The 25,856-nt window shown below is 71.9% G+C and carries 23 protein-coding genes; 21 read left to right on the plus strand and 2 right to left on the minus strand.

Annotated features, from left to right (window positions below; genetic code table 11):
• The first annotated feature begins 100 nt into the window (after nucleotides 1–100).
• From tsf to PZC42_RS16715, 10 genes are all read left to right on the plus strand, one after another.
• The gene (tsf, locus tag PZC42_RS16670) at nucleotides 101–940 is read left to right on the plus strand and encodes a translation elongation factor Ts (RefSeq protein ID WP_277212727.1); all 840 of its coding nucleotides are present in this window, start codon (nucleotides 101–103) and stop codon (nucleotides 938–940) included.
• Between the two features lie 168 nt (nucleotides 941–1,108).
• The gene (gene pyrH, locus PZC42_RS16675) at nucleotides 1,109–1,873 is read left to right on the plus strand and encodes a UMP kinase (protein WP_277212728.1); all 765 of its coding nucleotides are present in this window, start codon (nucleotides 1,109–1,111) and stop codon (nucleotides 1,871–1,873) included.
• 42 nt (nucleotides 1,874–1,915) lie between these two features.
• Nucleotides 1,916–2,473, plus strand: a complete 558-nt coding sequence (gene frr / locus PZC42_RS16680; RefSeq protein ID WP_277212729.1) for a ribosome recycling factor — start codon at nucleotides 1,916–1,918, stop codon at nucleotides 2,471–2,473.
• The gene (locus PZC42_RS16685; RefSeq protein ID WP_277212730.1) at nucleotides 2,473–3,306 is read left to right on the plus strand and encodes a phosphatidate cytidylyltransferase; all 834 of its coding nucleotides are present in this window, start codon (nucleotides 2,473–2,475) and stop codon (nucleotides 3,304–3,306) included. The genes frr and PZC42_RS16685 overlap by 1 nt, the downstream gene beginning before the upstream one ends.
• Nucleotides 3,307–3,323: 17 nt before the next feature.
• Entirely contained in the window at nucleotides 3,324–4,505 is a 1,182-nt protein-coding gene (rlmN, locus tag PZC42_RS16690) for a dual-specificity RNA methyltransferase RlmN (protein WP_438802961.1), read from the plus strand.
• Nucleotides 4,502–5,056 (plus strand): DivIVA domain-containing protein, encoded by a 555-nt coding sequence (locus PZC42_RS16695; RefSeq protein WP_277212731.1) that lies wholly within the window; start codon nucleotides 4,502–4,504, stop codon nucleotides 5,054–5,056. The genes rlmN and PZC42_RS16695 overlap by 4 nt, the downstream gene beginning before the upstream one ends.
• Before the next feature lie 17 nt (nucleotides 5,057–5,073).
• On the plus strand, nucleotides 5,074–6,264 hold the full coding sequence (dxr, locus tag PZC42_RS16700; RefSeq protein ID WP_277212732.1) for a 1-deoxy-D-xylulose-5-phosphate reductoisomerase: 1,191 nt from the start codon (nucleotides 5,074–5,076) through the stop codon (nucleotides 6,262–6,264).
• Nucleotides 6,265–6,333: 69 nt separating this feature from the next.
• Nucleotides 6,334–7,599 (plus strand): M50 family metallopeptidase, encoded by a 1,266-nt coding sequence (locus PZC42_RS16705; protein WP_277212733.1) that lies wholly within the window; start codon nucleotides 6,334–6,336, stop codon nucleotides 7,597–7,599.
• A gap of 84 nt (nucleotides 7,600–7,683) precedes the next feature.
• The gene (ispG, locus tag PZC42_RS16710) at nucleotides 7,684–8,847 is read left to right on the plus strand and encodes a flavodoxin-dependent (E)-4-hydroxy-3-methylbut-2-enyl-diphosphate synthase (protein WP_277212734.1); all 1,164 of its coding nucleotides are present in this window, start codon (nucleotides 7,684–7,686) and stop codon (nucleotides 8,845–8,847) included.
• A gap of 22 nt (nucleotides 8,848–8,869) precedes the next feature.
• The gene (locus tag PZC42_RS16715; RefSeq protein WP_277212735.1) at nucleotides 8,870–9,802 is read left to right on the plus strand and encodes a GNAT family N-acetyltransferase; all 933 of its coding nucleotides are present in this window, start codon (nucleotides 8,870–8,872) and stop codon (nucleotides 9,800–9,802) included.
• A gap of 29 nt (nucleotides 9,803–9,831) precedes the next feature.
• On the opposite strand, the gene PZC42_RS16720 is transcribed toward PZC42_RS16715, so the two are convergent.
• Nucleotides 9,832–10,740, minus strand: coding sequence for an Fpg/Nei family DNA glycosylase (locus PZC42_RS16720; protein WP_277212736.1), 909 nt, complete (start codon nucleotides 10,738–10,740; stop codon nucleotides 9,832–9,834).
• A gap of 49 nt (nucleotides 10,741–10,789) precedes the next feature.
• Here PZC42_RS16720 and PZC42_RS16725 point away from each other — a divergent pair, with 49 nt between their 5' ends.
• A complete protein-coding gene (locus PZC42_RS16725) occupies nucleotides 10,790–12,628 on the plus strand; it encodes a proline--tRNA ligase (RefSeq protein ID WP_277212737.1) in 1,839 nt (612 codons plus the stop codon).
• Between the two features lie 76 nt (nucleotides 12,629–12,704).
• Here the strand turns inward: PZC42_RS16725 and PZC42_RS16730 are convergent, their stop codons facing one another.
• Complete coding sequence (locus PZC42_RS16730) at nucleotides 12,705–13,865, minus strand: DUF4439 domain-containing protein (RefSeq protein WP_277212738.1); 1,161 nt, start codon at nucleotides 13,863–13,865, stop codon at nucleotides 12,705–12,707.
• A gap of 164 nt (nucleotides 13,866–14,029) precedes the next feature.
• On the opposite strand from PZC42_RS16730, the gene rimP reads away from it, so the two are divergent.
• The 10 genes from rimP to PZC42_RS16780 all read left to right on the plus strand — a co-directional run bounded on the left by rimP (nucleotide 14,030) and on the right by PZC42_RS16780 (nucleotide 25,847).
• Entirely contained in the window at nucleotides 14,030–14,554 is a 525-nt protein-coding gene (gene rimP / locus PZC42_RS16735) for a ribosome maturation factor RimP (RefSeq protein ID WP_277212739.1), read from the plus strand.
• A gap of 2 nt (nucleotides 14,555–14,556) precedes the next feature.
• Nucleotides 14,557–15,597: a transcription termination factor NusA gene (gene nusA / locus PZC42_RS16740; protein ID WP_277212740.1), complete on the plus strand. Its 1,041-nt coding sequence runs from the start codon at nucleotides 14,557–14,559 to the stop codon at nucleotides 15,595–15,597.
• A 104-nt stretch (nucleotides 15,598–15,701) separates the two neighbouring features.
• Nucleotides 15,702–15,971 carry a YlxR family protein gene (locus PZC42_RS16745; RefSeq protein ID WP_277212741.1) on the plus strand — a complete coding sequence of 90 codons (270 nt, stop codon included), beginning with the start codon at nucleotides 15,702–15,704 and terminating at the stop codon, nucleotides 15,969–15,971.
• Nucleotides 15,972–16,152: 181 nt separating this feature from the next.
• Nucleotides 16,153–19,065 (plus strand): translation initiation factor IF-2, encoded by a 2,913-nt coding sequence (gene infB / locus PZC42_RS16750; protein ID WP_277212742.1) that lies wholly within the window; start codon nucleotides 16,153–16,155, stop codon nucleotides 19,063–19,065.
• An 85-nt stretch (nucleotides 19,066–19,150) separates the two neighbouring features.
• Nucleotides 19,151–19,576 (plus strand): 30S ribosome-binding factor RbfA, encoded by a 426-nt coding sequence (rbfA, locus tag PZC42_RS16755; RefSeq protein WP_277212743.1) that lies wholly within the window; start codon nucleotides 19,151–19,153, stop codon nucleotides 19,574–19,576.
• On the plus strand, nucleotides 19,539–20,540 hold the full coding sequence (gene truB / locus PZC42_RS16760) for a tRNA pseudouridine(55) synthase TruB (RefSeq protein ID WP_277212744.1): 1,002 nt from the start codon (nucleotides 19,539–19,541) through the stop codon (nucleotides 20,538–20,540). Before rbfA ends, truB begins: the two co-directional genes overlap by 38 nt.
• An 89-nt stretch (nucleotides 20,541–20,629) precedes the next feature.
• Complete coding sequence (locus PZC42_RS16765) at nucleotides 20,630–21,607, plus strand: bifunctional riboflavin kinase/FAD synthetase (RefSeq protein ID WP_277212745.1); 978 nt, start codon at nucleotides 20,630–20,632, stop codon at nucleotides 21,605–21,607.
• A gap of 168 nt (nucleotides 21,608–21,775) precedes the next feature.
• A complete protein-coding gene (rpsO, locus tag PZC42_RS16770; RefSeq protein WP_277212746.1) occupies nucleotides 21,776–22,045 on the plus strand; it encodes a 30S ribosomal protein S15 in 270 nt (89 codons plus the stop codon).
• Nucleotides 22,046–22,254: 209 nt separating this feature from the next.
• Nucleotides 22,255–24,510: a polyribonucleotide nucleotidyltransferase gene (locus PZC42_RS16775; protein WP_277212747.1), complete on the plus strand. Its 2,256-nt coding sequence runs from the start codon at nucleotides 22,255–22,257 to the stop codon at nucleotides 24,508–24,510.
• 8 nt (nucleotides 24,511–24,518) lie between these two features.
• Nucleotides 24,519–25,847, plus strand: a complete 1,329-nt coding sequence (locus PZC42_RS16780) for a M16 family metallopeptidase (RefSeq protein WP_277212748.1) — start codon at nucleotides 24,519–24,521, stop codon at nucleotides 25,845–25,847.
• Nucleotides 25,848–25,856: the final 9 nt, after the last annotated feature.

A 25,856-nucleotide genomic window follows, 5' to 3' on the forward strand; every position in this document is an offset into this window, starting at 1 on the left:
GGCCGCCGATTGGCGGGTGGGGGGGGGGGGGGGCGGGGCGCCCCCCCCCCGCCCCGCCCGCTCACCGCACACCGACCGACCAGCACGGAGGACATCCCCCATGGCGAACTACACCGCCGCTGACATCAAGGCCCTGCGCGAGCGCACCGGCGCCGGCATGCTCGACGTCAAGAAGGCGCTCGACGAGGCCGACGGCAACGCCGAGAAGGCGCTGGAGATCATCCGCGTCAAGGGACTCAAGGGCGTCGCGAAGCGCGAGGACCGCACCACGTCCGAGGGTCTCGTGGCCGTCAAGATCGCTGACGTCGACGGTGGCCAGGCCGCGACCATGATCGAGCTCAACTCCGAGACCGACTTCGTCGCGAAGAACGAGACGTTCGTCTCGCTCGCCGAGTCCGTGCTCGAGGCGGTCGCCGCGTCCGGCGCCGCTGACCTCGAGACCGCTCTCGCGGCGGCCGCCGGCGACGACACCGTCCAGACGCTCATCGACGGCCAGGCCGCGACGCTGGGCGAGAAGATCGTCCTGCGCCGGGTCGCCCGCGTCGAGGGCCCGAAGGTGACGGCGTACCTGCACAAGACCGCCAAGGACCTGCCGCCGTCGATCGGCGTCCTGGTGGTCACCGACGCCGCCGCCGAGCCGGTGGCGAAGGACGTCGCCCAGCACGTCGCCGCCATCGCGCCGACGTACCTCACGCGTGACGACGTCCCGGCCGAGACGGTCGCGAAGGAGCGCGAGATCGCGCTGGAGACCTCGAAGAACGAGGGCAAGCCCGAGGCGGCTCTGCCCAAGATCGTCGAGGGTCGTCTGAACGGCTTCTTCAAGGAGGTCGTCCTGCTCGACCAGCCGCTCGCGAAGGACCCCAAGACGACGGTCGCCAAGCATGTCGCCGCCACCGGTGGCGAGCTGCTCGGCTTCGTCCGCTTCCGCGTCGGCAACTGACGCGCCCCGGCCCGGCCGTACTCTCGTGGTACGGCCGGGCCGTCGCATGCTCGCTCGCGCCCGGCGGTGGAACGTCGGGGAGCGGGCGGGCGCATCCGGTGCCAGGATGCGCGAGGAAGACCGACCCGGGCCGACTGCCGCCCGGGCAGCACAGAGACGGACGGTGGCATGACCCAGATCGACCAGGACCAGCTCGCCGCGACGGACGTCCCGTTCAAGGACTCGGGAACCCGCCGTGTGCTGCTGAAGTTGTCCGGAGAGACGTTCGGTGGCGGGAAGGTCGGGCTCGAGACAGACGTCGTGCGCCGTGTCGCCCAGGAGATCGGTGACGCGGTCCGTCAGGGCGTCCAGGTCGCCATCGTCGTCGGTGGCGGCAACTTCTTCCGTGGTGCCGAGCTGTCGCGCGCCGGTCTGGACCGTGCCCGCGCCGACTACATGGGCATGCTGGGCACGGTCATGAACTGCCTGGCCCTGCAGGACTTCCTCGAGCAGGACGGCGTCAAGACGCGCGTGCAGACCGCCATCACCATGGGCCAGGTCGCCGAGCCGTACATCCCGCTGCGCGCCATCCGGCACCTCGAGAAGGGTCGTGTGGTCATCTTCGGTGCGGGCGCAGGCATGCCGTACTTCTCGACGGACACCGTCTCCGTGCAGCGTGCCCTGGAGACGCACTGCGACGAGGTGCTCATGGGCAAGAACGGGGTGGACGGGGTGTACACCGCGGATCCGCGCACCGATCCGGCCGCCGAGAAGATCGATCACATCACCTACACCGATGCGCTGGTGCGGGGTCTGAACGTGATGGACGCCACCGCGCTGTCCCTGTGCCGCGACAACGACGTGCACATGCGCGTCTTCGGGCTCGAGGAGACCGGTAACGTGACCCGTGCACTGCTCGGCGACCAGATCGGGACCTCGGTCACGACCCGCTGAGCCGTCCTGACGAAGCCACACCTCACGAACAAGGAGCACCGGGTGATCGACGACACCCTCCTCGAGGCCGAGGAGAAGATGGACACGGCGATCGAGTTCGCCAAGGAACAGTTCGCGGGCATCCGGACAGGCCGCGCGAACGCCGGCATGTTCGCCTCGCTCGAGGTGGACTACTACGGGGCCCCCACGCCGCTGCAGCAGCTCGCCTCCTTCAACATCCCGGACGCGCGCACGGTGCTGATCACGCCGTTCGACAAGGGTTCGATGGCGGCGATCGAGAAGTCGCTGCGCGAGTCGGACCTCGGTGTGAACCCGTCCAACGACGGCAACGCGATCCGTATCGTCATGCCGACGCTGACGGAGGAGCGCCGGCGCGACTACGTGAAGCTGGCCAAGACGAAGGCGGAGGACGCCCGCATCTCGGTGCGTGGCGTGCGTCGCAAGGCCAAGGAGCAGATCGACCGCCTGGTCAAGGACGGTGACGTCGGGGAGGACGAGGGCTCGCGCGCGGAGAAGGAGCTCGAGTCGCTCACCAAGAAGCACGTCGATCTCGTGGACCAGCTCCTCGCCGGCAAGGAGAGCGAGCTGCTCGAGGTCTGATGTCACCTGTCGAGGCGCAGCGCGGCCCGTCCCGCGCCGGGCGCAACCTTCCGGCAGCCGTCGCGGTCGGTGTCGGCCTGCTCGTGGCGCTGGGCGCCTCGCTCTGGTTCCGGCCGGAGCCGTTCGTCGCTCTCGTGGTCGTGGCGCAGAGCGCAGCGCTCTGGGAGCTGCGCACCGCGTTCGCCCGGCGCGACATCGCGATCCCGTTGACGCCGCTGCTGGTCGGGGGCGCGGGGATGTCCGTGTCGGCTTACGCGGCCGGCTCGGAAGCACTGCTGGTGGCGTTCGTGCTGACCGTCGGCGCCGTGGTGGTCTGGCGGGTGCTGGACGGGTCGGGCCCCCGGGCCCTGCGGGACGCCGCAGCGGGCGTCTTCGCCGCGACGTACCTGCCGTTCCTCGCCGGCTTCGTCCTGCTGATCCTGGACGGGCCCGACGGCGAGCTGCGCGTGGTGCTCTTCGTCCTCCTGGCGGTGGCGAACGACGTGGGCGGCTACGCCGCGGGCGTCTTCCTCGGGCGTCACCCGCTCGCGCCGTCGGTCAGCCCCAAGAAGAGCTGGGAGGGACTGGGCGGCTCGGTCGCGCTGGCTGTGGCGGTCGGCGTCGCCGGATCGTTGCTCGTGCTGGACGCGCCCTGGTGGGTCGGTGTCGGTCTCGGGGTGCTCACCGCGGTCACGGCGACGGCCGGGGACCTGGCCGAGTCGCTCATCAAGCGCGACCTAGACTTGAAGGACATGGGTTCGCTGCTCCCGGGCCACGGGGGCGTGCTGGACCGACTCGACTCGCTCGTGGTCACCGCACCGTTCGTCTATCTCGTCCTGCAGGCGACCGTCTGAGCCCCGAAGGAACTGTCATGGCCACACCCCCCGTCCGCACCGCGACCGAGCTCGGCGTCCCCGCTGTCAGGCCTTCGGATGAGACGAAGCCCATCCCGCTGCAGATGGCGCCGAGGCGCCGCGGCAAGCCGCCGAAGCACTTCGCGGACCTCACGCCCGACGAGCGGGTCGCGTCCGTCGTGGAGATGGGGGAGAAGCCGTTCCGCGCCAAGCAGCTCGCGGCGCACTACTTCACCCACTTCACCTCGGACCCTGCCGAGATGACGGACCTGCCGAAGGCCACCCGCGAGAACCTCGCCACGACGATGTTCCCGCCGCTGATCCGCCCGACGCGGCGCATGGAGGCCGACGGCGGCACCACCGTCAAGACGCTCTGGCACCTCTTCGACGAGGCCAAGGTCGAGTCAGTGCTGATGCGCTACCCGAACCGGACCACCCTGTGCGTGTCCTCCCAGGCGGGGTGCGGCATGGCCTGCCCGTTCTGCGCCACGGGTCAGCTCGGGCTGACCCGCAACCTGTCCACCGCGGAGATCCTGGAGCAGGTGCGGGCGGCCTTCCGGTCGCTGGACCGCGGGGAGATCCCGGGTGGCCCCGCGCGGTTGAACAACCTCGTGTTCATGGGCATGGGTGAGCCGCTGGCCAACTACAAGGCGGTCGTCGAGACGGTCCGGGCGCTCGTGGCGCCGGCGCCGCAGGGGCTGGGCATGTCCGCCCGCAACATCACCGTCTCGACGGTCGGCCTGGTGCCCGCGATGCGCAGGCTCACCGACGAGGGCATCCCCGTGACCCTGGCCCTGAGCCTGCACGCGCCGGACGACGACCTGCGCTCGGAGCTGGTGCCGATCAACACGCGCTGGAGCGTCGACGAGACGCTGGACACCGCCCGTCGGTACTTCGAGGTGACCGGGCGGCGCGTGTCGATCGAGTACGCGCTGATCAAGGACATGAACGACCACGGCTGGCGCGCCGACCTGCTCGGCGAGAAGCTCAACGCCCGCGGCCGGGGCTGGGTGCACGTCAACCCGATCCCGCTCAACCCGACGCCCGGCTCCATCTGGACTGCGAGCGAGCGTTCCGTCGAGGACGAGTTCGTGGCACGATTGCGCGGGCACGGCATCCCTACCACGATCCGTGACACCCGCGGGAGCGACATCGATGGCGCCTGCGGACAGCTGGCCGCCGAGGAGGACGACGAGTGAGCAGCACGCTCTTTTCCACCGTCTCGAAGATGCGTTCCGGGTACGACCCGGACGAGGTCGACGAGTTCTTCGACCACGCCCGTCAGGCGTACGAGGGGCGGACGCCGGAGCCGATGACGAACGCCGACATCGCGACGTCGACGTTCGAGCTGGTCCGCGGTGGGTACAACACGCACGAGGTCGACGCCGCGCTCGACCGGCTGGAGGGCGCATTCATCGCCCGGCAGCGGGCCGACTTCGTCAACCAGCACGGCCAGGAGGCGTGGATGGGCGCGCTCGCCGAGCGCGCCCGCACGCTGTACGGCCGCCTGGGCCGCCCGGACGGTGCCAAGTTCGCACCGGCGGAGCGCGGCAAGCAGGGGTACGACGTGGACGACGTCGACGCGCTGTGCGATCGCCTGGTGGGCTACTTCGACCGCCAGGAGCCGCTGACCGCGGCTGAGGTGCGGTCGGCCACGTTCGGCCGGGCGAAGGGCGCCGACGCCTATGCCGAGGCGCCCGTGGACAAGTTCCTCGCGCGAGCCATCGAGGTGCTGCTCGGCGTCGAGTGACTGCGAGGATGACGCCCATGACTTCCTCGCGCACCGTCACGCTCCTCGGGTCCACCGGATCCATCGGCACCCAGGCGATCGACGTCGTCACCGCTCACCCCGGCCGCTTCGTGGTCGAGGCGATCAGCGCCGGGGGCTCCGACGTCGGACTGCTCGCGGAGCAGGCCGCCGCCCTGGGTGTGCGGACCGTCGCCGTCGCCGATGCCTCGCGTGCGGAGGACCTGCGCAGCGCCCTGGCGGCCCGCCTCGGCCGCGCGGACGCCGTCGAGGTGCTGGCAGGGCCGGATGCCGCCACGCAGGTGGCGGGCCGGGGTGCTGACGTGGTCCTGAACGGCATCACGGGGTCGGTCGGTCTGCGGCCGACGCTGGCGGCGCTGGAAGCCGGCTCGACCCTGGCGCTGGCGAACAAGGAGTCGCTCGTCGTCGGCGGCTCGCTGGTCAAGGCCCTCGCCGCCCCGGGTCAGATCGTGCCCGTGGACTCGGAGCACTCCGCCATCGCACAGGCGCTGCGGGGTGGCGTCCACTCGCCCGTCGACAGCGAGGTGCGCCGCCTGATCCTCACCGCCTCGGGGGGGCCGTTCCGTGGTCGCAGCCGCGACGAGCTCGAGGCGGTCACGGCCGAGCAGGCGCTCGCCCACCCGACCTGGGCGATGGGCCCGGTCGTCACGGTGAACTCGGCGAGCCTGATGAACAAGGGCCTCGAGCTCATCGAGGCGCACCTGCTCTTCGACGTCCCCACCGACGACATCACCGTCGTCGTGCACCCGCAGTCGGTGGTGCACTCCATGGTCGAGTTCCACGACGGGTCCACCATCGCGCAGGCGTCGCCGCCCGACATGCGCCTGCCCATCGCGCTGGGCCTGTCCTGGCCGGAGCGGCTCGACGTCGTGTCGCCGCCGTGCGACTGGTCGCAGGCCGCGAACTGGACGTTCGAGCCGCTGGACGACGCCACCTTCCCGGCCGTCGGGCTCGCGCGTGCCGCCGCCGCGGCGTCGGGCACCCACCCGGCGGTCTACAACGCGGCGAACGAGCAGGCCGTGGCGGCGTTCCTGGGTGGGCGCGTCGGCTTCTGCGACATCGTCGACACGGTCGAGCGCGTGCTGGGTGAGCACGACGGCGTCGCCCCGGCCGACGTGACGCTCGACGTCGTCGAGGACGTCGAGCGCTGGGCCCGTGCCCGTGCGGACGAGCTCCTCGCCCTGCGCTGACGAGCGCGCTGACCAGCCGGGCCGACGGGCCGGCACCGTCACTCAGGAACGTCGCCTACCCTGACGTTCGTGGACTTCCTTCCCGTCGTCGTCGGCATCGTCGTCATCGTGCTCGGCATCCTCGTCTCGATCGCGCTGCACGAGGTGGGGCACATGGTGCCCGCCAAGAAGTTCGGGGTGCGCGTCAGCGAGTACATGGTCGGCTTCGGCCCTACGCTGTGGTCGCGCACGAAGGGCGAGACCGAGTACGGGCTCAAGGCGATCCCGCTCGGCGGCTACGTGCGCCTGGTCGGGATGATGCCGCCGGCGCGTCCGGGTGCGCGGAACCGAGGAGGGTTCTTCGGCCAGGTGATCGCCGACGCCCGGGACTCCAGCGTCAGCGAGATCCGGCCCGGCGAGGAGCACCGGGCGTTCTACCACCTCTCGATGCCCAAGAAGCTGGTGGTGATGCTCGGCGGGCCGGTGATGAACCTCGTCATCGCCGTCGTGCTGCTGGCCGTCGTGTTCCTCGGTATCGGGATGCCGGCCGCGACGACGACGGTCGCGGACGTCGGCGACGACTCGGCGGCGGCGAGCGCCGGTGTGCAGGTCGGCGACGAGGTCGTGGCGTTCGACGGTGCGCCGATCGAGGACTGGTCGCAGCTGGTCGGCATGGTCAACGACCGGGCCGGCCAGGAGGTCCCGCTCACGGTGCTGCGCGACGGCGAGCAGGTCACGCTGACGGTCACCCCGACGCCCGCCGAGCGCCCCCTGACGGACGACGAGGGCTACGCCGTGACGGACGACGACGGCGAGCCCGTCATGGTCGACGGCGCGCTCCTGGGCGTGTCCTCCAGCGTGGAGCGGCAGCCGCTCCCGGTCTCGACGGTGCCCGAGGCGGTGTGGATGCAGGTGTCCGGCACCGCGCACGCGATCGCGACCCTGCCGGTGCGCATCTACGACGCGGCCTACCAGGCGTTCACCGACGAGCCGCGGTCCCAGGATTCGGTGATGTCCGTCGTCGGGGTCGGGCGCGTCGCGGTCGACTACGCGGGCGCCGAGGACTACACGGTGCTGGCCCGCGTGCAGCTCATGCTCATGCTGCTGGCGGCTCTCAACATCGCGCTGTTCATGTTCAACATGATCCCGCTGCTGCCGCTGGACGGCGGCCACGTCGTCAACGCCCTGTACGAGGGGGCCCGGCGCACCGCCGCGCGCGTCCGCGGCCGCGTGCTGCCCGGTCCTGCCGACGTGGCGAAGATGATGCCGGTGGCCTACGTCGTCTTCGTGGTGCTCATCGGAGTTGGCGCGGTCCTGATCGTCGCCGACCTCGTGGATCCCGTCAGGCTCCTGTGAAGTTCGTGTGAGCGCTCGGCCCTGACGGGGTGAGGTGCGCCTCCCGCGTGCGTACCACACCGCCGGACGCGCGATACTGGGCACGTGACTGCAGTGAACCTCGGCATCCCTGCCGCTCCCGCCCCCGTGCTCGCCCCGCGCCGCAAGACCCGGAAGATCAAGGTGGGCAAGGTCGAGGTCGGCGGTGACGCGCCGGTCAGCGTCCAGTCGATGACCACGACCAAGACGACCGACATCAACGGCACCCTCCAGCAGATCGCCGAGCTCACGGCCGCGGGCTGCGACATCGTCCGCGTGGCGTGCCCGACGCAGGACGACGCCGACGCGTTGCCGATCATCGCCAAGAAGTCTCAGATCCCGGTGATCGCGGACATCCACTTCCAGCCGAAGTACGTGTTCGCGGCGATCGAGGCGGGCTGCGCGGCGGTGCGCGTCAACCCCGGCAACATCAAGAAGTTCGACGACCAGGTCAAGGAGATCGCCCAGGTCGCCAAGGACCACGGCACCTCGCTGCGCATCGGCGTCAACGCGGGCTCGCTCGACAAGCGGCTGCTCGCCAAGTACGGCAAGCCGACCCCGGAGGCGCTCGTCGAGTCGGCCGTCTGGGAGGCGAGCCTCTTCGAGGAGCACGACTTCCACGACTTCAAGATCTCCGTCAAGCACAACGACCCCGTCGTCATGGTGCGCGCCTACGAGCTGCTCTCGCAGCGCGGCGACTGGCCGCTGCACCTCGGGGTGACCGAGGCGGGGCCGGCCTTCCAGGGCACCATCAAGTCCGCCACGGCGTTCGGTGCGTTGCTGAGCCAGGGGATCGGCGACACCATCCGGGTCTCGCTCTCCGCGCCTCCGGTGGAGGAGGTCAAGGTCGGTACCCAGATCCTGCAGGCGCTGAACCTGCGCCCGCGCAAGCTCGAGATCGTCTCGTGCCCCTCCTGCGGGCGCGCCCAGGTCGACGTGTACACGCTGGCGGAGAAGGTCACCGCGGGCCTTGAGGGCATGGAGGTCCCGCTGCGGGTCGCCGTCATGGGCTGCGTCGTCAACGGCCCGGGCGAGGCGCGCGAGGCCGATCTCGGTGTGGCGTCCGGCAACGGCAAGGGTCAGATCTTCGTCAAGGGCGAGGTCATCAAGACCGTACCCGAGGCGATGATCGTCGAGACGCTGATCGAGGAGGCCCTGCGCATCGCCGAGACGATGCCGGCGCCCGAGAACGACACGCAGGCCGGCGCCCCGGTCGTCTCGGTGTCCTGACACAGACCTGGGAGGCGGAGCGATGGGCTGGCGACCGGCGTTGCGTGACCAGCGCGCGGCGCTGCCCGACGGCTTCCGCCGAGGCCCCGCCGCCCGCGTCCTGGGACCGGCCGACCTGGCCGCCGCGCGGCGCGTCTGCGCGGCTGACCCCGTCTCCTCCGTGCTCGCCGCGGCACGCATCGACGTCGCCGACCGCTCGGGGCTCGCGGCCGCGGGCGGCGAGCTGTGGGGATACCCTGAGTCGGGCCCGTTGGTGGCGGTGTGCTGGGCGGGCGCGAACCTCGTCCCGGTGGTCCCGGCCTCCCTCGGCCGCGAGACGGTCGACGAGGCCGTGGCCGCCTTCGCCGCCGCTGCGCGCGTCCGCGGGCGCCGGTCCAGCTCGATCGTGGGCGAGAAGGGCGTGGTGCAGCACCTGTGGGAGCTTCTGTCGCGGGTCTGGCCGGCGCCTCGCGAGGTGCGGACCGACCAGCCTTCGCTGGTGATCGACCGCGATCCCGACGTCGAGCCCGATCCTGGTGTGCGCCGTTCCCGCACCTCGGAGTTCGACCTCGTCCTGCCTGCCTGCGTGCGCATGTTCACCGAGGAGGTCGGCTACTCGCCGGTCGTCGGTGGGGGTGGCGCCTATGCGGCACGGGTGCGTTCGCTCATCGCCGACGGACGGTCCTACGTGCGGGTGGGTGCCGACCCGGACGTCGAGGGCCCGGCCGTCCTGTTCAAGGCGGAGCTCGGGGCGGTCGCCGGGGAGGTCGCCCAGGTGCAGGGGGTCTGGGTCGACCCGCGGCGGCGGGGGGAGGGGCTCTCCGTGGCCGGCATGGCCGCCGTCGTCGCCCTGACGAGGCGCGACGTCGCCCCGACGGTGTCGCTATACGTCAACTCCTACAACGCCCCGGCGCTCGCTGCCTACCGCCGGGTCGGGTTCGAGCCTGTCGGCACCTTCTCCACCGTGCTGTTCTGAGGCTGTCGCCCCCGGTCTCGGCAGCCGTCTCAGCGCAGGAACTTCGAGGTGCGCCGGTCGGCGAGCACCTGGCCACCGGTCTGACAGGTCGCGCAGTACTGCAGCGAGCTGTCGGCGAAGCTCACCTCGCGCACGACGTCGCCGCACACCGGGCACGACTCGCCGGCCCGGCCGTGCACCCGCATCTGCGTGCGCTTGACGTCCTTGAGCTGGGCCGCGGGGCGGCCTGCCGACGCCTCCACCGCCGCCCGCAGCGTCGTCACGGTGGCCTCGTGCAGCGCGGCGACGTCGTCGTCGGCGAAGGTCCGCGTCAGCCGGAAGGGTGACACGCGGGCCACGTGCAGGATCTCGTCCGAGTAGGCGTTGCCGATCCCTGCGATCGCGTGCTGGTCGCGCAGGAGGCCCTTGACCTGCTGGTTGCGGGCACTCATCAGCCGTCCGAGCGTCTTCGGGGTGAAGTCCGGGGACAGCGGCTCGACGCCGAGCGTGCGTACCTGCTCGACGTCCTGGGGGTCGTGGACCACGTGGACCGCGAGCCTCTTGCGGGTCCCCGCCTCGGTCAGGTCGACGCCGGTCCCGTCGTCGAACCGCAGCCGCAGGGCCAGCGCCGCCCCCTTGGACGAACCGCCCAGCCGCGGCCGCACGGGCGTCGTGGGGGCGGACTCGTGCCAGCGCAGCCACCCGCCGCGCGCCAGGTGGAAGACGAGGTGCAGGCCGCCGTCGTCCGGCGACGACGCGGCGCCCGGCACGACGGCGAGGTCCAACCACTTGCCCTGCCGCGCGGCACCGCTCACCGTCGCGCCGACGAGGTCGGTGACCGGCGGGTGGTGGGTCTTCAGCGCGGCGATCGCCGCGACGTCGGCCGCCACCAGCGTGCGGCCGGACGTCCGTTCGTCGAGGAACCGCGCCAGCGCCTCGACCTCGGGCAGCTCGGGCATGGTCCCAGTGTCGCCGAACCACCCTGCGCACGCCGCTAGGCTTGGCCGCATGTCGATCGTGTCCGCCCGCAGTGCCGCTCGCCGCGGCGACCTGCTGAGGCTCTCCTCCCTGTTCGTCCGCACCCTGCGCGAGGACCCGGCCGACGCCGAGGTCGCCAGCCACCGGCTGCTCGTGCGGGCGGGCTACATCCGCCGCGCCGCGCCCGGCGTCTACTCCTGGCTGCCGCTCGGGCTGCGCGTCCTGGCGAAGGTCGAGGCCGTGGTGCGCGAGGAGATGAACGCGATCGGGGCGCAGGAGGTCCACTTCCCGGCCCTGCTGCCGCGGGAACCGTACGAGGCGACCGGCCGCTGGTCGGAGTACGGTCCCAACCTGTTCCGGCTGCAGGACCGCAAGCAGGCCGACTACCTGCTGGCGCCGACGCACGAGGAGATGTTCACGCTCCTGGTCAAGGACCTGTACTCGTCGTACAAGGACCTGCCGCTGACCCTGTTCCAGATCCAGACGAAGTACCGCGACGAGGCGCGGCCGCGGGCGGGGCTCATCCGTGGGCGCGAGTTCGTCATGAAGGACGCCTACTCGTTCGACATCGACGACGACGGGCTCGCTCAGGCCTACGAGCGCCAGCGGGGTGCGTACCAGCGGATCTTCGACCGGCTCGGCCTCGAGTACGTGATCGTCTCGGCGACCTCCGGCGCCATGGGCGGCTCGCGCTCCGAGGAGTTCCTGTCGCCGTCGCCGATCGGTGAGGACACGTTCGTGCGCTCGGCCGACGGCTACGCCGCGAACGTCGAGGCCGTCGCGACGCCCGTCCCTCCCGCGGTGCCGTACGACGACGCACCCGCGGCGCACGTCGAGGACACCCCGGACACCCCGACCATCGCCACGCTCGTCGATTTCGCGAACGCCCACCACGCGCGCGGAGACCGGCCCTGGACGGCCGCCGACACCCTGAAGAACGTGGTGCTCGCCGTGACGCAGCCTGACGGTGCGCGCGAGCTGCTCGTCGTCGGCGTGCCCGGAGACCGTGAGGTCGACGTCAAGCGGCTCGAGGCCGCACTGGCCCCCGCCGAGGCCGAGGCTGCCACCGACGCGGACTTCGCCGCGCACCCCGAGCTCGTCAAGGGCTACATCGGGCCGGGGGTGCTCGGGCCCCAGGGCAAGCAGCTGCTCGACCCGGCCACGGGCACCACCCGGTCGGCCGTGCGCTACCTGCTCGACCCGCGCGTGGTGGCCGGGACCCGCTGGATCACCGGGGCCGATGCGCCGGGGCAGCACGTCTTCGACCTCGTCGCGGAGCGCGACTTCACCGCGGACGGCACGATCGAGGCGGCCGAGGTGCGCGCCGGCGACCTCGCACCGGACGGGTCCGGCCCGCTCGAGCTGGCGCGGGGGATCGAGATCGGTCACATCTTCCAGCTCGGTCGCAAGTACGCGGAGTCCCTCGGGCTGAACGTGCTGGACCCCCACGGCAAGCAGACCACCGTGACGATGGGTTCCTACGGGATCGGCGTGACCCGGGTGCTCGCCGCGTTGGCCGAGGCCCACCACGACGACAAGGGTCTGGCCTGGCCCGCGCATGTCGCTCCGGCCCACGTGCACGTGGTCGCGACCGGCAAGGGTGCGGAGATCTTCGACCAGGCTGCCGAGATCGCCGAGGGCCTGGCGGACCGCGGCGTCGAGGTGATCTACGACGACCGCCCCAAGGTGTCGCCCGGCGTGAAGTTCAAGGACGCCGAGCTGTTCGGGGTCCCGCTGCTGGTGGTCGTGGGCCGCGGTCTCGCCGACGGCGTCGTCGAGGTCCGCCCGCGGGCCGGCGAGGCCGAGCAGGTGGCCGTGGCGGACGTGGTCGACGTCGCTGCCACGCGGGTCGCCGAGCTGCTCGCCTGACGGTCCTGCGGCCCGTCGGGAGGGCGGTGCCGAGGGGCGTGCCAGGGGCTGTGCCCGCCGGCGCGGGCCGCGGGGTTCAGTCGTCCTGCTGCTCGGGCATCCCGGGGAAGGCCGCCGGCTCGGCGCCCCAGTCGTCGAGCGTGATCGCCGACTCCACCAGGAGGTCCACCAGGACCGTCCTGGTGCCCGGTGCCGTCGTGCCGACGAGGGTGGCGTAGGTGGTGGCGAGGCTGCTCTCCACCGATCGCACGAGCACGGCATCGCGGAGGCCGCGCGGTACGGCGTACGCGACCTGGCGGGGGTCCTGGTCCGTGCGGCTCGTGCCGGCGACCAGAGACCACGCCTGGCCGCGGGCCGTGTGGGCATCGGCCCGCTCGGCCAGGCGTTCGCGGGCGTCGCCCGAGGTCAGGGCGGCGCGCAGCCGCAACGCGTACCCGGCCGAGTCCTCTGTCTCGACGAGGGTCCGCAGGTCGGCGGCCGACAGCCCCCGAGGGACCGCGGCGGGCTCGTCGGAGTTGGGCACCGTGCTCGACACACCGTCCTCGGCAGGCTCCGGGCCGGGGTCCTCGTCCTCGTCGGCCGGTGCCGCGAGCAGGGAGAGCGAGGAGGACGCCGCCTCGTCGGCCGAGGCGTCGTCGCCCTCGCTGTCGTCGTCCGTGGCGGCGTCGGGCTCGGGGATGACGGGGACCACCGGAGCCGGGAAGTCGCCGTCGGTGAAGGTCACGACCCGTCGCGCCGAGACGGCCTGGGAGGCGCCGACGGAGGCGAGCAGCCGGGCGAGGGGACCGTCCACCGTGGTGCCGGCGGCGGTGCGGCTGCGGCCCGAGGCGTCCACGAGCGCGTCGACGACGTCCTGCGGCACGACGGGCGTCTCGCTGGGGGAGGCCTCCGGTGTCCCGTCGGCGCCCTCCTCGGGCTCCAGCCCGGAGTCGTAGACGCCGCCCAGCTCGGTCGCCTGGTCCCGGGAGTGCTCGGCGACGCGCTCCAGCTCGGCGGTGAGCTTCGGGCGCCTGCCGTCGAGCGTCTGGATCGCGGCCTCGGCCTGCTCGGCGACGTGGAGCGCGTCGGACACGGCGGTGCGTCGGACGATCTCCACGGTGTCCGGGACCGGCTCGGCGGGGGGTGGTGTCTCGAGCCGCAGCCCGCATCCCGCGAGGAGCACGGCGGCGACGATGCCGACGACGGCGGCCCGGTGGCGGCGTCGGCCCGCCGGAGCAGGAGCAGGAAGCGGTTCCATCGTGCCTGATCTTGCCACGTCGTGGTGTGACGTTCCTCCACCTGTCCGCGCGGGTCGTTCGGCACGCGAGCCGCGCGGCGTTCGTTACGCTGGACGACGCACCACAGACAACGACACACCGGCCGCGGGACGTCCCGGCGCGGGAGAACCCACGGGAGGCATCCATGCCAGCAGAGCGGAGCCGTACCTCGGACGACCGTGTCCGGTCGGTGGTCTCGCCCGTCGTCGAGACCGCCAGTCTGTACCTGGAGGACGTGCGGGTCGTGCGCGCCGGGAACCAGTCGATGGTGCGGGTCACGGTCGACCTGCCGGACGACGAGGTCGGCAGCCTGGACTCGGACCGCCTCGGTGACGTCTCGCGGGGGATCTCGGCGGCGCTGGACGACGCGGAGGTGGTGCACGGCCAGTACACGCTGGAGGTCTCCACGCCCGGGGTCTCCCGTCCGTTGACCGAGCCGCGGCACTTCCGCCGCGCCCGGACCCGGACGGTGCGCCTCACGCTGGCCGACGGCGGCACGACGACGGGCCGCCTGCGCGAGGTCGTCGACGACGCGGACGGCCCGGTGCTGGTGCTCGACGACGGATCGCGCGTCGCGCTGGCCGGGGTGCGCAAGGGCAAGGTCGAGGTCGAGCTGAAACGGCTCGAGGACGAAGACGCGGGCGCTGCCCGCGACGACGAGGAGGGCTGACGATGGACATCGACATGAGCACGCTGAGGCTGTTGGAGCGCGAGAAGGAGATCAGCCTGGACGTCCTGGTCGAGGCCATCGAGCAGGCGCTCCTCTCGGCCTACCACCGCACGCCGGACGCCTACCAGCACGCCCGGGTCGAGCTCGACCGGAAGTCGGGTCACGTCACGGTGTACGCGCAGGAGTCGACCCGCACGCCGGACCCTGAGGACCCGGAGGGCCGCGACCTGGTCGAGCTCGGGCCGGAGTTCGACCACACACCGGCGAACTTCGGTCGCATCGCGACCGCGACGGCTCGTCAGGTGATCGTGCAGCGGCTGCGCGACGCGGAGGACGACCAGGTCCTGGGCATGTTCCGGGGCAAGGAGGGCGAGGTCCTCGCGGGTGTCATCCAGCAGGGCCGCGACCCACGGGTCGTCCTCGTGGACCTGGGCGGGACCGAGGCGGTGCTGCCGCCGCACGAGCAGGTCCCGGGGGAGGACTACTCCCACGGTGAGCGTCTGCGCGGCTACGTCGTCGAGGTCTCGCGGGGGATGCGGGGCGCGCAGGTCGTGCTGAGCCGCACCCATCCCGGGCTCGTCCGCAAGCTCTTCGAGCTGGAGGTGCCGGAGGTCGCCGACGGTTCGGTGGAGATCACGGCGGTGGCCCGTGAGGCGGGGCACCGGTCGAAGGTGGCCGTGCGCTCCCGGGTGACCGGGCTCAACGCCAAGGGCGCCTGCATCGGTCCGATGGGATCACGGGTGCGAGCGGTGATGGCCGAGCTCCACGGCGAGAAGATCGACCTGATCGACCACAGCGACGACCCGGCCCGGTTCGTGGCCAACGCGCTGTCACCGGCCCGTGTGAGCTCTGTCACGGTCGTGGACCCCGATGCCCGCGCCGCCCGCGCCGTCGTCCCGGACTACCAGCTCTCGCTGGCGATCGGCAAGGAAGGGCAGAACGCCCGTCTTGCCGCGAAGCTCACCGGGTGGCGGATCGACATCCGCTCGGACGAGGGCGACCCCGGGTCCGCGGCGGAGGCGACACCGGGCGGGGACGCCTGAGCTGGTCGAGAGCCGTGAGCAGTCGCGTTAGACTGGGAGGGACCGGGCCACGCGCCCAGGACTCGGCACGCCCGCACAAGCCCTCGCCCACCGTGGCAGGGCCCGTGCGTACCTGTGTCGGGTGCCGGGCCCGTGACCTGCGGTCGGACCTCTTGCGGCTGGTGCTCGCGGCGTCTGACGGCGCCACCCGGGGAGGTTCCCGGGTCGTCGTCGACGTCCGTGGGAGCCTGCCGGGGCGAGGAGCCTGGATTCATCCGGACCTCGCCTGCCTGGACCACGCCGTGCGGCGGAGGGCCGTGCCGCGCGCTCTGCGCGCGGCCGACCCGCTCGACCTCACGGCCGTCCGGACATATCTCGAGGAGCAGGACCGTTGAGCCCCGGGTGGTGCCGTGCGCACCACCCCGACACGACCGGACGCCATCGTCCGGCCGCACCACGCGTACATCGACAAGGAAGCGGGTCAGAAGCCGATGGGCACCCGATGAGTCCCCAGCGATGAGTACTCGGTACTAACGACGGTCCTGCCTGTCTCGGTGGGGCCGAGACAGGAGAGATGTGGCGAAGATCCGCGTCCACGAGCTGGCGAAGCAGCTCGGTGTGGAAAGCAAGACCCTGATGGCCGAGCTGAAGGCTTCAGGAGAATTCGTCCGTTCGGCGTCCTCGACACTCGAGGCGCCGGTCGAGCGCACCATGCGCGACAAGTTCCAGGGAGCCGGCGGCGGCGACCAGGGCGCCAAGAGCGCCCAGGCCGCACCGAAGAAGCCGGCCGCGCCGAAGCCGGGTGCACGGAACGCGCCGACGAAGCCGGCCCCGGCCGAGGAGCCTCGGACCGTCGAGGCCGCCCCGCCGTCGGCACCGGAGGCTGCGACGCCGGCCCCCAGCGCGCCCACGCCGGAGGCTGCACCCCCGGCCGACGTCGCGCCCTCCCAGGAGGCGCCGGCCCCGGCCGACACCACCTCGAAGCCGGGTGCCGCGCCGAAGCCTGGTGCCGCCCCGAAGCCGGGTGCCGCGCCGAAGCCTGCTGCCGGTCCGAAGCCGGGCTCCAAGCCGGCGGGTCAGCAGCGTTCGGGCGGTCGCGGCGGTCAGCCGCGCCCCGGCAACAACCCCTACGCCCCGAAGCAGGGCATGCAGCGCCCCGGGTCGCCGCGTCCGGGCAACAACCCGTACGCCCCGAAGCAGGGCATGCAGCGTCCGGAGCGCGGGGAGGGCAACCAGACCCAGGGTGAGCGTCCCGGTGGTCCCCGCCCGGGCGGTCCTCGTCCCGCAGGCCCCGCGGCCCCGCGTCCGGGCGGTCCGCGCCCGAACCCGGGCATGATGCCCGGCAAGACCAGCATGCCGCGTCCGGGTGAGCGCCCGGCAGCAGGTGGTCGTGGTGGTGGCGGCGGCGGTCGTGGGCGTGGCGGCCAGGGCGCTGGGCCTGGTGGGCCCGGCGGTCCCGGTGGTGCTCCTGCCGGCGGCGGTCGCGGTGGCTTCCGTCCCGGTGGCGGTGGCGGCGGCGGGTTCCGCGGTCGTGGTGGCGCCGGCCGCGGCAGCACCCAGGGCGCGTTCGGTCGTGCCGGGGGGCGCCCTGTCCGGGGGCGCAAGTCGAAGCGGGCGAAGCGCCAGGAGTTCGAGGCGATGCAGGCGCCGTCGCTCGGCGGCGTCAGCGTCCCGCGCGGCAACGGCCAGACGGTCGTGCGCCTGCGGCACGGTGCGTCGCTCAACGACTTCGCGGACAAGATCGATGCGAACCCGGCGTCCCTCGTCACGGTGCTGATGCACCTCGGCGAGATGGCGACGGCGACGCAGTCTCTCGACGAGGACACGTTCGCGACGCTGGGGGCCGAGCTCGGCTACCGGATCGAGATGGTCTCCGCCGAGGAGGAGGACCGCGAGCTGCTCGGGACGTTCGACATCGACCTCGAGGCCGAGGAGGCTTCCGAGGGCGACGACGAGCTCATGCCCCGTCCGCCGGTCGTGACCGTCATGGGTCACGTCGACCACGGTAAGACGAAGCTGCTGGACGCCATCCGCTCCACGGACGTCGTCGCGGGCGAGGCCGGCGGGATCACCCAGCACATCGGCGCCTACCAGGTGCACACCGAGCACGAGGGCTTCGAGCGCGCCGTCACGTTCATCGACACCCCGGGTCACGAGGCGTTCACCGCCATGCGTGCCCGTGGCGCCAAGGTCACGGACATCGCGATCCTCGTGGTGGCCGCGGACGACGGGGTCATGCCCCAGACGATCGAGGCGTTGAACCATGCCCAGGCGGCCGACGTGCCGATCGTCGTCGCGGTGAACAAGGTGGACAAGGAGGGCGCGAACCCGGACAAGATCCGTCAGCAGCTCACCGAGTACAACCTGGTGGCCGAGGAGTACGGCGGCGAGACGATGTTCGTCGACGTCTCCGCGCTGCAGCGTCAGGGCATCGACAGCCTGCTCGAGGCCGTGCTGCTCACGGCCGACGCGGCGCTCGACCTGCGTGCCAACCCTGAGAAGGACGCTCGCGGTGTGGCGATCGAGGCCCACCTCGACAAGGGCCGCGGTTCCGTGGCGACGGTGCTGGTGCAGTCCGGCACGCTGAACGTCGGCGACGCGATCGTCGCCGGCACGGCTCACGGCCGGGTCCGCGCGATGTTCGACGAGCACGGCGAGGCCGTCCAGCAGGCGACGCCTGCCCGCCCGGTCCTCGTGCTCGGTCTGGCGTCCGTGCCGGGCGCCGGTGACACCTTCCTGGTGGCACCGGACGAGCGCACCGCCCGCCAGATCGCCGAGAAGCGTGAGGCCGCCGAACGCGCCGCCCTCCTGGCGAAGCGCCGCAAGCGCATCAGCCTCGAGGACTTCACCAAGGCGCTCGAGCAGGGCAAGGTCGAGACGCTCAACCTGGTCCTCAAGGGTGACGTCTCCGGTGCCGTCGAGGCGCTGGAGGACGCGCTGCTCAAGATCGACGTGGGCGACGAGGTGGACCTGCGAGTCATCCACCGCGGCGTCGGCGACATCACGCAGAACGACGTGAACCTGGCCACGGTCGACAACGCCGTGATCATCGGCTTCAACGTCCGCTACGGCGAGCGTGTCGAGGACCTGGCCGAGCGCGAGGGTGTGGACGTCAAGTTCTACTCGGTCATCTACAAGGCGATCGAGGAGATCGAGGCCGCGCTCAAGGGCATGCTCAAGCCGGAGTACGAGGAGGCGAAGCTCGGCAGCGCCGAGATCCGCCAGGTCTTCCGGTCCTCGAAGTTCGGCAACATCGCCGGTTCGATCATCCGGTCCGGCACGATCAGGCGGAACTCCAAGGCGCGCGTCCTGCGCGACGGCAAGGTCGTCGGCGACGACCTCACGGTGGAGTCGCTGCGTCGCGAGAAGGATGACGTGACCGAGGTCCGCGAGGGCTTCGAGTGCGGTATCGGTCTCGGGTCGTACAACGACCTCACCGAGGGTGACATCATCGAGACCTTCGAGATGCGGGAGATCCCGCGCGACTGAGGTCCGCACCACCGGCGGCGTCGCGCCGCACCGCTGGGCTCAGCGGTGCGGCGCGACGCCGCCGGCGCTATGAGAGGAAGTACGGATGAGCGAGAACCCACGGGCACGCAAGCTGGCCGACCGCATCAAGGAGATCGTCGCGCAGATGCTCGACACCCGTATCAAGGACCCACGTCTCGGGTTCGTGACCATCACGGACGTCCGTGTGACGGGCGACCTGCAGCAGGCGTCGGTGTTCTACACGGTCTACGGCGACGAGGAGGAGCACGCCGGCACGGCTGCTGCCCTCGAGAGCGCCAAGGGCATGATCCGGTCCGAGGTCGGCCGTCAGACGCAGACGCGCCTGACGCCGAGCATCGAGTTCCACCTGGACTCCGTGCCCGACACGGCAGCCCACCTCGACGCGGCCCTCCTCGAGGCCCGCCGACGCGACTCCGAGCTGGCCGCGCTGCGTGAGGGCAAGGAACCGGCCGGTGAGGCCGACCCGTACCGCACCGCCGACGACGACTGACGTGGCCGAGCAGCGCCCGGAGCGGCCGCCGCGCCGGCCGACGGCGCCCGACGGCTTCCTCGTCGTCGACAAGCCGGCAGGGCTGACGAGCCACGACGTCGTCGGACGCTGCCGCCGGCTGGCCGGCACGCGCAAGGTGGGTCACGCCGGGACGCTCGACCCGATGGCGACCGGCGTGCTCGTCGTCGGCGTCGGTCGCGCGACACGGCTCCTGACCTACGTCGTGGGGGCCGACAAGGCCTACGACGCCACGATCCGGTTGGGGGTCGGCACGAGCACGGACGACGCCGAGGGCGAGATCCTGGCGACGCCTGGTGTCGGAGCGGACCTCGACCGTGCCGTGCTGGACCGCGAGGTCGGTGCCCTGACGGGCGACATCCGCCAGGTGCCCACGACGATCAGCGCGATCAAGGTGGACGGCAAGCGGGCCTACGCCCGTGCCCGTGCTGGTGAGGAGGTCGAGCTCGCCGCACGTCCGGTGACGGTGAGCCGGTTCGACGTCCACGCCGTCCGCCAGGGAACGACGGGGGAGGGAACGCCGGTGATGGACCTCGACGTGAGCGTCGTGGTCTCCTCCGGCACCTACGTCCGGGCGCTGGCTCGGGACCTGGGAGCGGCTCTCGGGACGGCTGGTCATCTCACGTCGCTGCGTCGTACCCGGGTGGGCGGCTACGACCTGTCGGACGCGCGCACCCTGGACGAGATGGAGGCGCAGGCCGACGCCGACGGTGTCCTGGCCACGCTGTCCCCTGCACAGGCCGCGCGGGCGACCTTCGCCGTCCGCGACCTCACGGACGCGGAGACGACGGGGCTGGGGTACGGACAGTGCGTCGCGCCGTCGGGCCGTGCGGGCACCGTGGCCGGGATCGGCCCGGACGGCAGCCTCGTGGCGCTGCTGGAGGACACCACACGCCGGGGCGAGCGCCTGGCGCGACCGGTCCTGGTGCTCGCCCCGGCTGGCTGAGGCCTCGTCCCTGGCCGGCCGGGACTATCCTGGTCCGTCGGCGCCGCCCGCGGCGTCCCCCCGAGTCTTCGAGCGAGGAGCACGATCCAGTGCAGGTGTTCACGGACCTGGCCCAGGTCCCCGACGGGTTCGGCCCGTCCGCCGTGACGATCGGGAACTTCGACGGCGTGCACCGCGGCCACCAGGCGGTCCTCGGGCGGCTCGTGCGACTCGCTCGGGCCGATGACTACGTGGCCGTCGCGGTGACGTTCGACCCGCACCCCGCCGTCGTGCACCGGCCGGCGACCGCGCCGGAGCTCCTCACCGGCCTCACCGACCGTCTGGACCTGCTGACGGACACCGGGCTGGATGCCGTCCTGGTCGTCCCGTACTCCCTGGGGTTCGCGGCCCAGGATCCCGAGGAGTTCGTCACGCGATACCTCACCGGCGCCCTCGGCGCCCGGAGCGTCGTGGTCGGCCACGACGTGCGGTTCGGACGGGACAACTCGGGGACGCTCGCCACGATGGTCGAGCTCGGCGGGGCGCACGGGTTCGAGGTGGTCGCCATCGACGACGTGGGGGAGTGCCAGGCGGAGGCGACCGGGTCGCGCCAACGCTGGTCCAGCTCGGCGGTGCGCGCCCTGCTCGCCGAGGGCGACGTCGCCCAGGCGGCCGACATCCTCGGCCGGCCGCACCGTGTGCGGGGCACGGTGGTCCACGGAGACGCTCGTGGTCGTGAGCTCGGCTTCCCGACGGCGAACCTCGGTGCGATCGCCGGGTTGGTGCCCGCGGACGGGGTCTACGCGGGCTGGCTGCGACGCCCCGCGCTCGCCGAGCAGGAGCCGGGACACCCGGACGTGCGGCTGCCCGCCGCGATCTCCATCGGGACCAACCCGACCTTCGACGGCGTCGAACGGCGGGTCGAGGCGTACGTGCTCGACCGCACCGACCTGGACCTGTACGACGAGCAGGTCGTCCTCGAGTTCGTCGAGCACCTGCGACCCACCCTGCGGTTCGACGGGATCGAGCCGTTGGTGCACCAGATGCACGACGACGTCGCGCGCGCCCGCGTGGTCCTCGGCCCCTGAGGCAGGGCGAGTGGCGGGATGGTGGGGGGCGCGGTGGTGACGCCGGTCACCGTTCCCGGGCCTCGAGCCCCACGCTGCTAGGATGGCCGTGCCGTAGTTCGGCCGCGGAACCAGAGCGCCCGGTGAAGAAGTCCCGGAGCACCGCGCAACGACACCAGAAGGAGAGCCATGCCGCTCGACGCTGCCACCAAGCAGTCCATCATCACCGAGTACGCCACTCACGAGGGCGACACCGGCTCGCCGGAGGTGCAGATCGCGCTCCTCACCCAGCGCATCAACGACCTGAACGAGCACCTCAAGGAGCACAAGCACGACCACCACTCGCGTCGTGGCCTGCTCCTGCTGGTCGGCCAGCGCCGCCGCCTGCAGGGCTACCTGCAGAAGATCGACATCGCGCGCTACCGGGCGCTCATCGAGCGCCTCGGTCTGCGCCGCTGACATCATCCCGCCGGCCCGGCCCCCTCGCAGGGGCCGGGCTGGTCTGGTGTGATGTCCTGGTAAGACACCCACCACCGCGCCGCCGGGCCGTCGTCCGGTCCTCGGTAGTGGCCCCCCGAACCGCCCGGTACGCCGGTGCGTGGTTCCGTGGGCCTCGATCGAAGACCGTCGCTCGGATGGCGGCGCCTTCGAGAATCAGGAGGGCACCCATGGAGGGTCCCGAGATCACTTCCGCCGAGGCTGTCATCGACAACGGCCGCTTCGGCACCCGCACCATCCGTTTCGAGACGGGCCGGCTGGCCCGTCAGGCCGCAGGTTCCGTCGCGGCCTACCTCGACGGCGACACCATGCTGCTGTCGACCACCACGGCCGGCAAGCACCCCAAGGACCACTTCGACTTCTTCCCGCTGACGGTGGACGTCGAGGAGCGCATGTACGCCGCGGGTCGCATCCCCGGCTCGTTCTTCCGCCGTGAGGGTCGGCCGTCCACCGAGGCGATCCTCACCTGCCGCCTCACGGACCGCCCGCTGCGTCCGCTGTTCGTCAAGGGGCTGCGCAACGAGGTCCAGATCGTCATCACGGTCATGGCCCAGCACCCGGACGACGCCTACGACGTCCTGGCGATGAACGCCGCGTCGGCGTCGACCCAGATCTCCGGCCTGCCGTTCTCCGGCCCGGCCGGTGCCGTGCGCATCGCGCTCGTCGACGACCAGTGGGTCGCGTTCCCGAAGCACTCCGACAAGGAGCGCGCCGTCTTCGAGATGGTCGTCGCGGGCCGCAAGGTGACCGCGGCCGACGGGTCCGAGGACGTCGCCATCGCGATGATCGAGGCCGAGGCCACCGACGACGCCTGGAACCTCATCAAGTCCGAGGGCGCCACCGCCCCCACGGAGCAGGTCGTGGCCGAGGGCATCGAGGCGGCCAAGCCGTTCATCGCCGCGCTCTGCGACGCCCAGTCCTCCCTGGCGCAGCAGGCCGCCAAGGAGGTCCAGGAGTTCCCGCTCTTCCCGGACTACGCCGACGACGCGTACGCCGCGGTCGAGTCCGCGGTCTCGGCCACGGCCGCCGAGGCCCTGGCGATCGTCGACAAGCAGGAGCGCGAGAGCCGCCTGGACGAGATCAAGGCCGGCATGGTCGCGGATCTCGCCGGTCGGTTCGAGGGGCGCGAGAAGGAGCTGTCTGCCGCGTACCGCTCGCTGCAGAAGCAGCTCGTGCGCCAGCGCGTCCTCACCGAGGGCGTGCGCATCGACGGTCGCGGGCTCGCGGACATCCGCACCCTGTCGGCCGAGGTCGAGGTGCTGCCGCGGGTGCACGGTTCCGCGCTGTTCGAGCGCGGAGAGACCCAGATCCTGGGCGTCACGACGCTGAACATGCTGCGCATGGAGCAGCAGATCGACTCGCTCGGGCCGGTCACGCGCAAGCGCTACATGCACAACTACAACTTCCCGCCGTACTCGACGGGCGAGACGGGCCGCGTCGGCAGCCCGAAGCGTCGCGAGATCGGCCACGGTGCGCTCGCCGAGCGCGCCCTGGTGCCGGTCCTGCCGAGCCGCGAGGAGTTCCCGTACGCCATCCGCCAGGTCTCCGAGGCGCTCGGGTCCAACGGCTCGACGTCCATGGGCTCGGTCTGCGCCTCGACGCTCTCGCTGCTCAACGCCGGTGTGCCGCTCAAGGCCCCGGTGGCGGGCATCGCGATGGGCCTCGTCTCCGACACGGTCGACAACGAGACCCGCTACGCCGCGATGACCGACATCCTGGGCGCCGAGGACGCGTTCGGCGACATGGACTTCAAGGTCGCCGGTACCCGTGAGTTCGTCACGGCGATCCAGCTCGACACCAAGCTGGACGGCATCCCGGCGTCGGTCCTGACGGCCGCGCTCGGCCAGGCCCGCGACGCGCGCCTGACGATCCTCGACGTCCTCGCCGAGGCCATCGACGTGCCGGACGAGATGTCACCGAACGCCCCGCGCGTCATCGCGGTGAAGGTCCCCGTGGACAAGATCGGTGAGGTCATCGGGCCCAAGGGCAAGATGATCAACCAGATCCAGGAGGAGACCGGCGCCGACATCTCGATCGAGGACGACGGCACGGTCTACATCGGCGCGACCGACGGTCCCTCGGCCGAGGCCGCCCGGGCGGCGATCAACGCGATCGCCAACCCGCACGTGCCGGAGGTCGGCGAGCGGTTCGTCGGCACGGTCGTCAAGACGACGTCGTTCGGCGCGTTCATCTCGCTCTCCCCGGGCAAGGACGGGCTGCTGCACATCAGCCAGCTCCGCAAGCTCGTGGGTGGCAAGCGGGTGGAGAACGTCGACGACGTGCTGTCCATCGGCCAGAAGATCCAGGTCGAGATCGGTGAGATCGACCCGCGGGGCAAGCTCTCGCTCGTCGCGGTCACCGAGGACGACGAGAAGGCCGAGGCCGACGGGGCCGACGCCGCTGCCGAGCAGACCCCCGAGGCCTGATCGACCGCATGAGCCAGCACCTCCCGCTCGTCGGAGCGGGCCAGCCCGGTGCCGAGCTGACCGCCGGGCAGGACGGCGCGACGATCCGTCGCAGCATCCTGCCCGGCGGTGTGCGTGTGCTCACCGAGCACATGCCCGGCCTCCGCTCGGCCACGATCGGGGCGTGGGTCGGCGTCGGGTCCCGGGACGAGACCGACGGCCACCACGGCTCCACACACTTCCTCGAGCACCTGCTCTTCAAGGGCACCCGCACCCGCTCCGCGCTGGACATCGCCGAGGCGTTCGACGCCGTCGGCGGGGAGGCGAACGCCGCCACCGGCAAGGAGCACACCTGCTACTACGCGCGGGTGCTCGACGAGGACGTCCCGATGGCCATCGAGGTCATCGCCGACATGGTGACCTCGGCGCGCCTGGACGCCGAGGAGCTCGAGACCGAGCGCGGCGTCATCCTCGAAGAGCTCGCGATGACGGACGACGACCCGTCCGAGGTGGTCCACGAGGAGTTCGCCACAGCCGTGCTCGGTGCGCACCCGCTCGGCCGCCCCATCGGCGGCACGCCGGACACCATCCGCGCGGTACCTCGTGAGGCCGTCCTGGAGCACTACCGGTGGCACTACCGCCCCGAGACCCTCGTGGTCGCGGCAGCCGGCGGAGTGGACCACGACGCGATCGTGCAGCAGGTCGGCGAGGCGCTCAGCGCCGGCGGATGGGATCTCGACCCGGCGGGGGTGCCGCGTCACCGCCGGTCCGGTGCGCCCGAGCGGGCAGGCGTCCCGACCGCAGGCGTCGAGCTGACGGTCCACCGTCAGGTCGAGCAGGCCAACGTGATCATCGGGGGGACCGGTCTCAGTGCTTCCGACGACCGTCGGTTCACGTCGACCGTGCTGCACGCCGTCCTCGGCGGCGGCATGTCGTCCCGGTTGTTCCAGGAGGTCCGCGAGAAGCGAGGCCTGGCGTACACCACGTACTCGTTCGCGCAGGGGCACGGCGGCCTGGGCCTCTTCGGTCTCTATGCCGGGTGCACCCCGGCCAAGGTCGACCAGGTCACCACGCTGATGGTGGCCGAGCTCGAGCGGCTCGCCGCCGACGGCATCACCGACGCGGAGCTGGAGCGTTCGGTCGGCCAGCTCTCCGGCGGACTGGTGCTCGGCCTGGAGGACTCGAGCTCGCGCATGAGCAGGCTGGGCCGTGCCGAGCTGGTCCTGGGCGAGCTCCTCACCGTCGACGAGTCGTTGGAACGTGTCCGTGCCGTCACCGCTACCGACGTCCGCGAGCTGGCCGCCGACCTCGCGTCGCGTCCCCGCTCGATCGTGCGGGTCGGCCCCTTCGGAGAGTGAGGATGTGAC

The sequence above is a fragment of the Isoptericola croceus genome, assembly GCF_029382255.1.
In the GTDB taxonomy this organism is placed as follows: Bacteria; Actinomycetota; Actinomycetes; order Actinomycetales; family Cellulomonadaceae; genus Isoptericola; species Isoptericola croceus.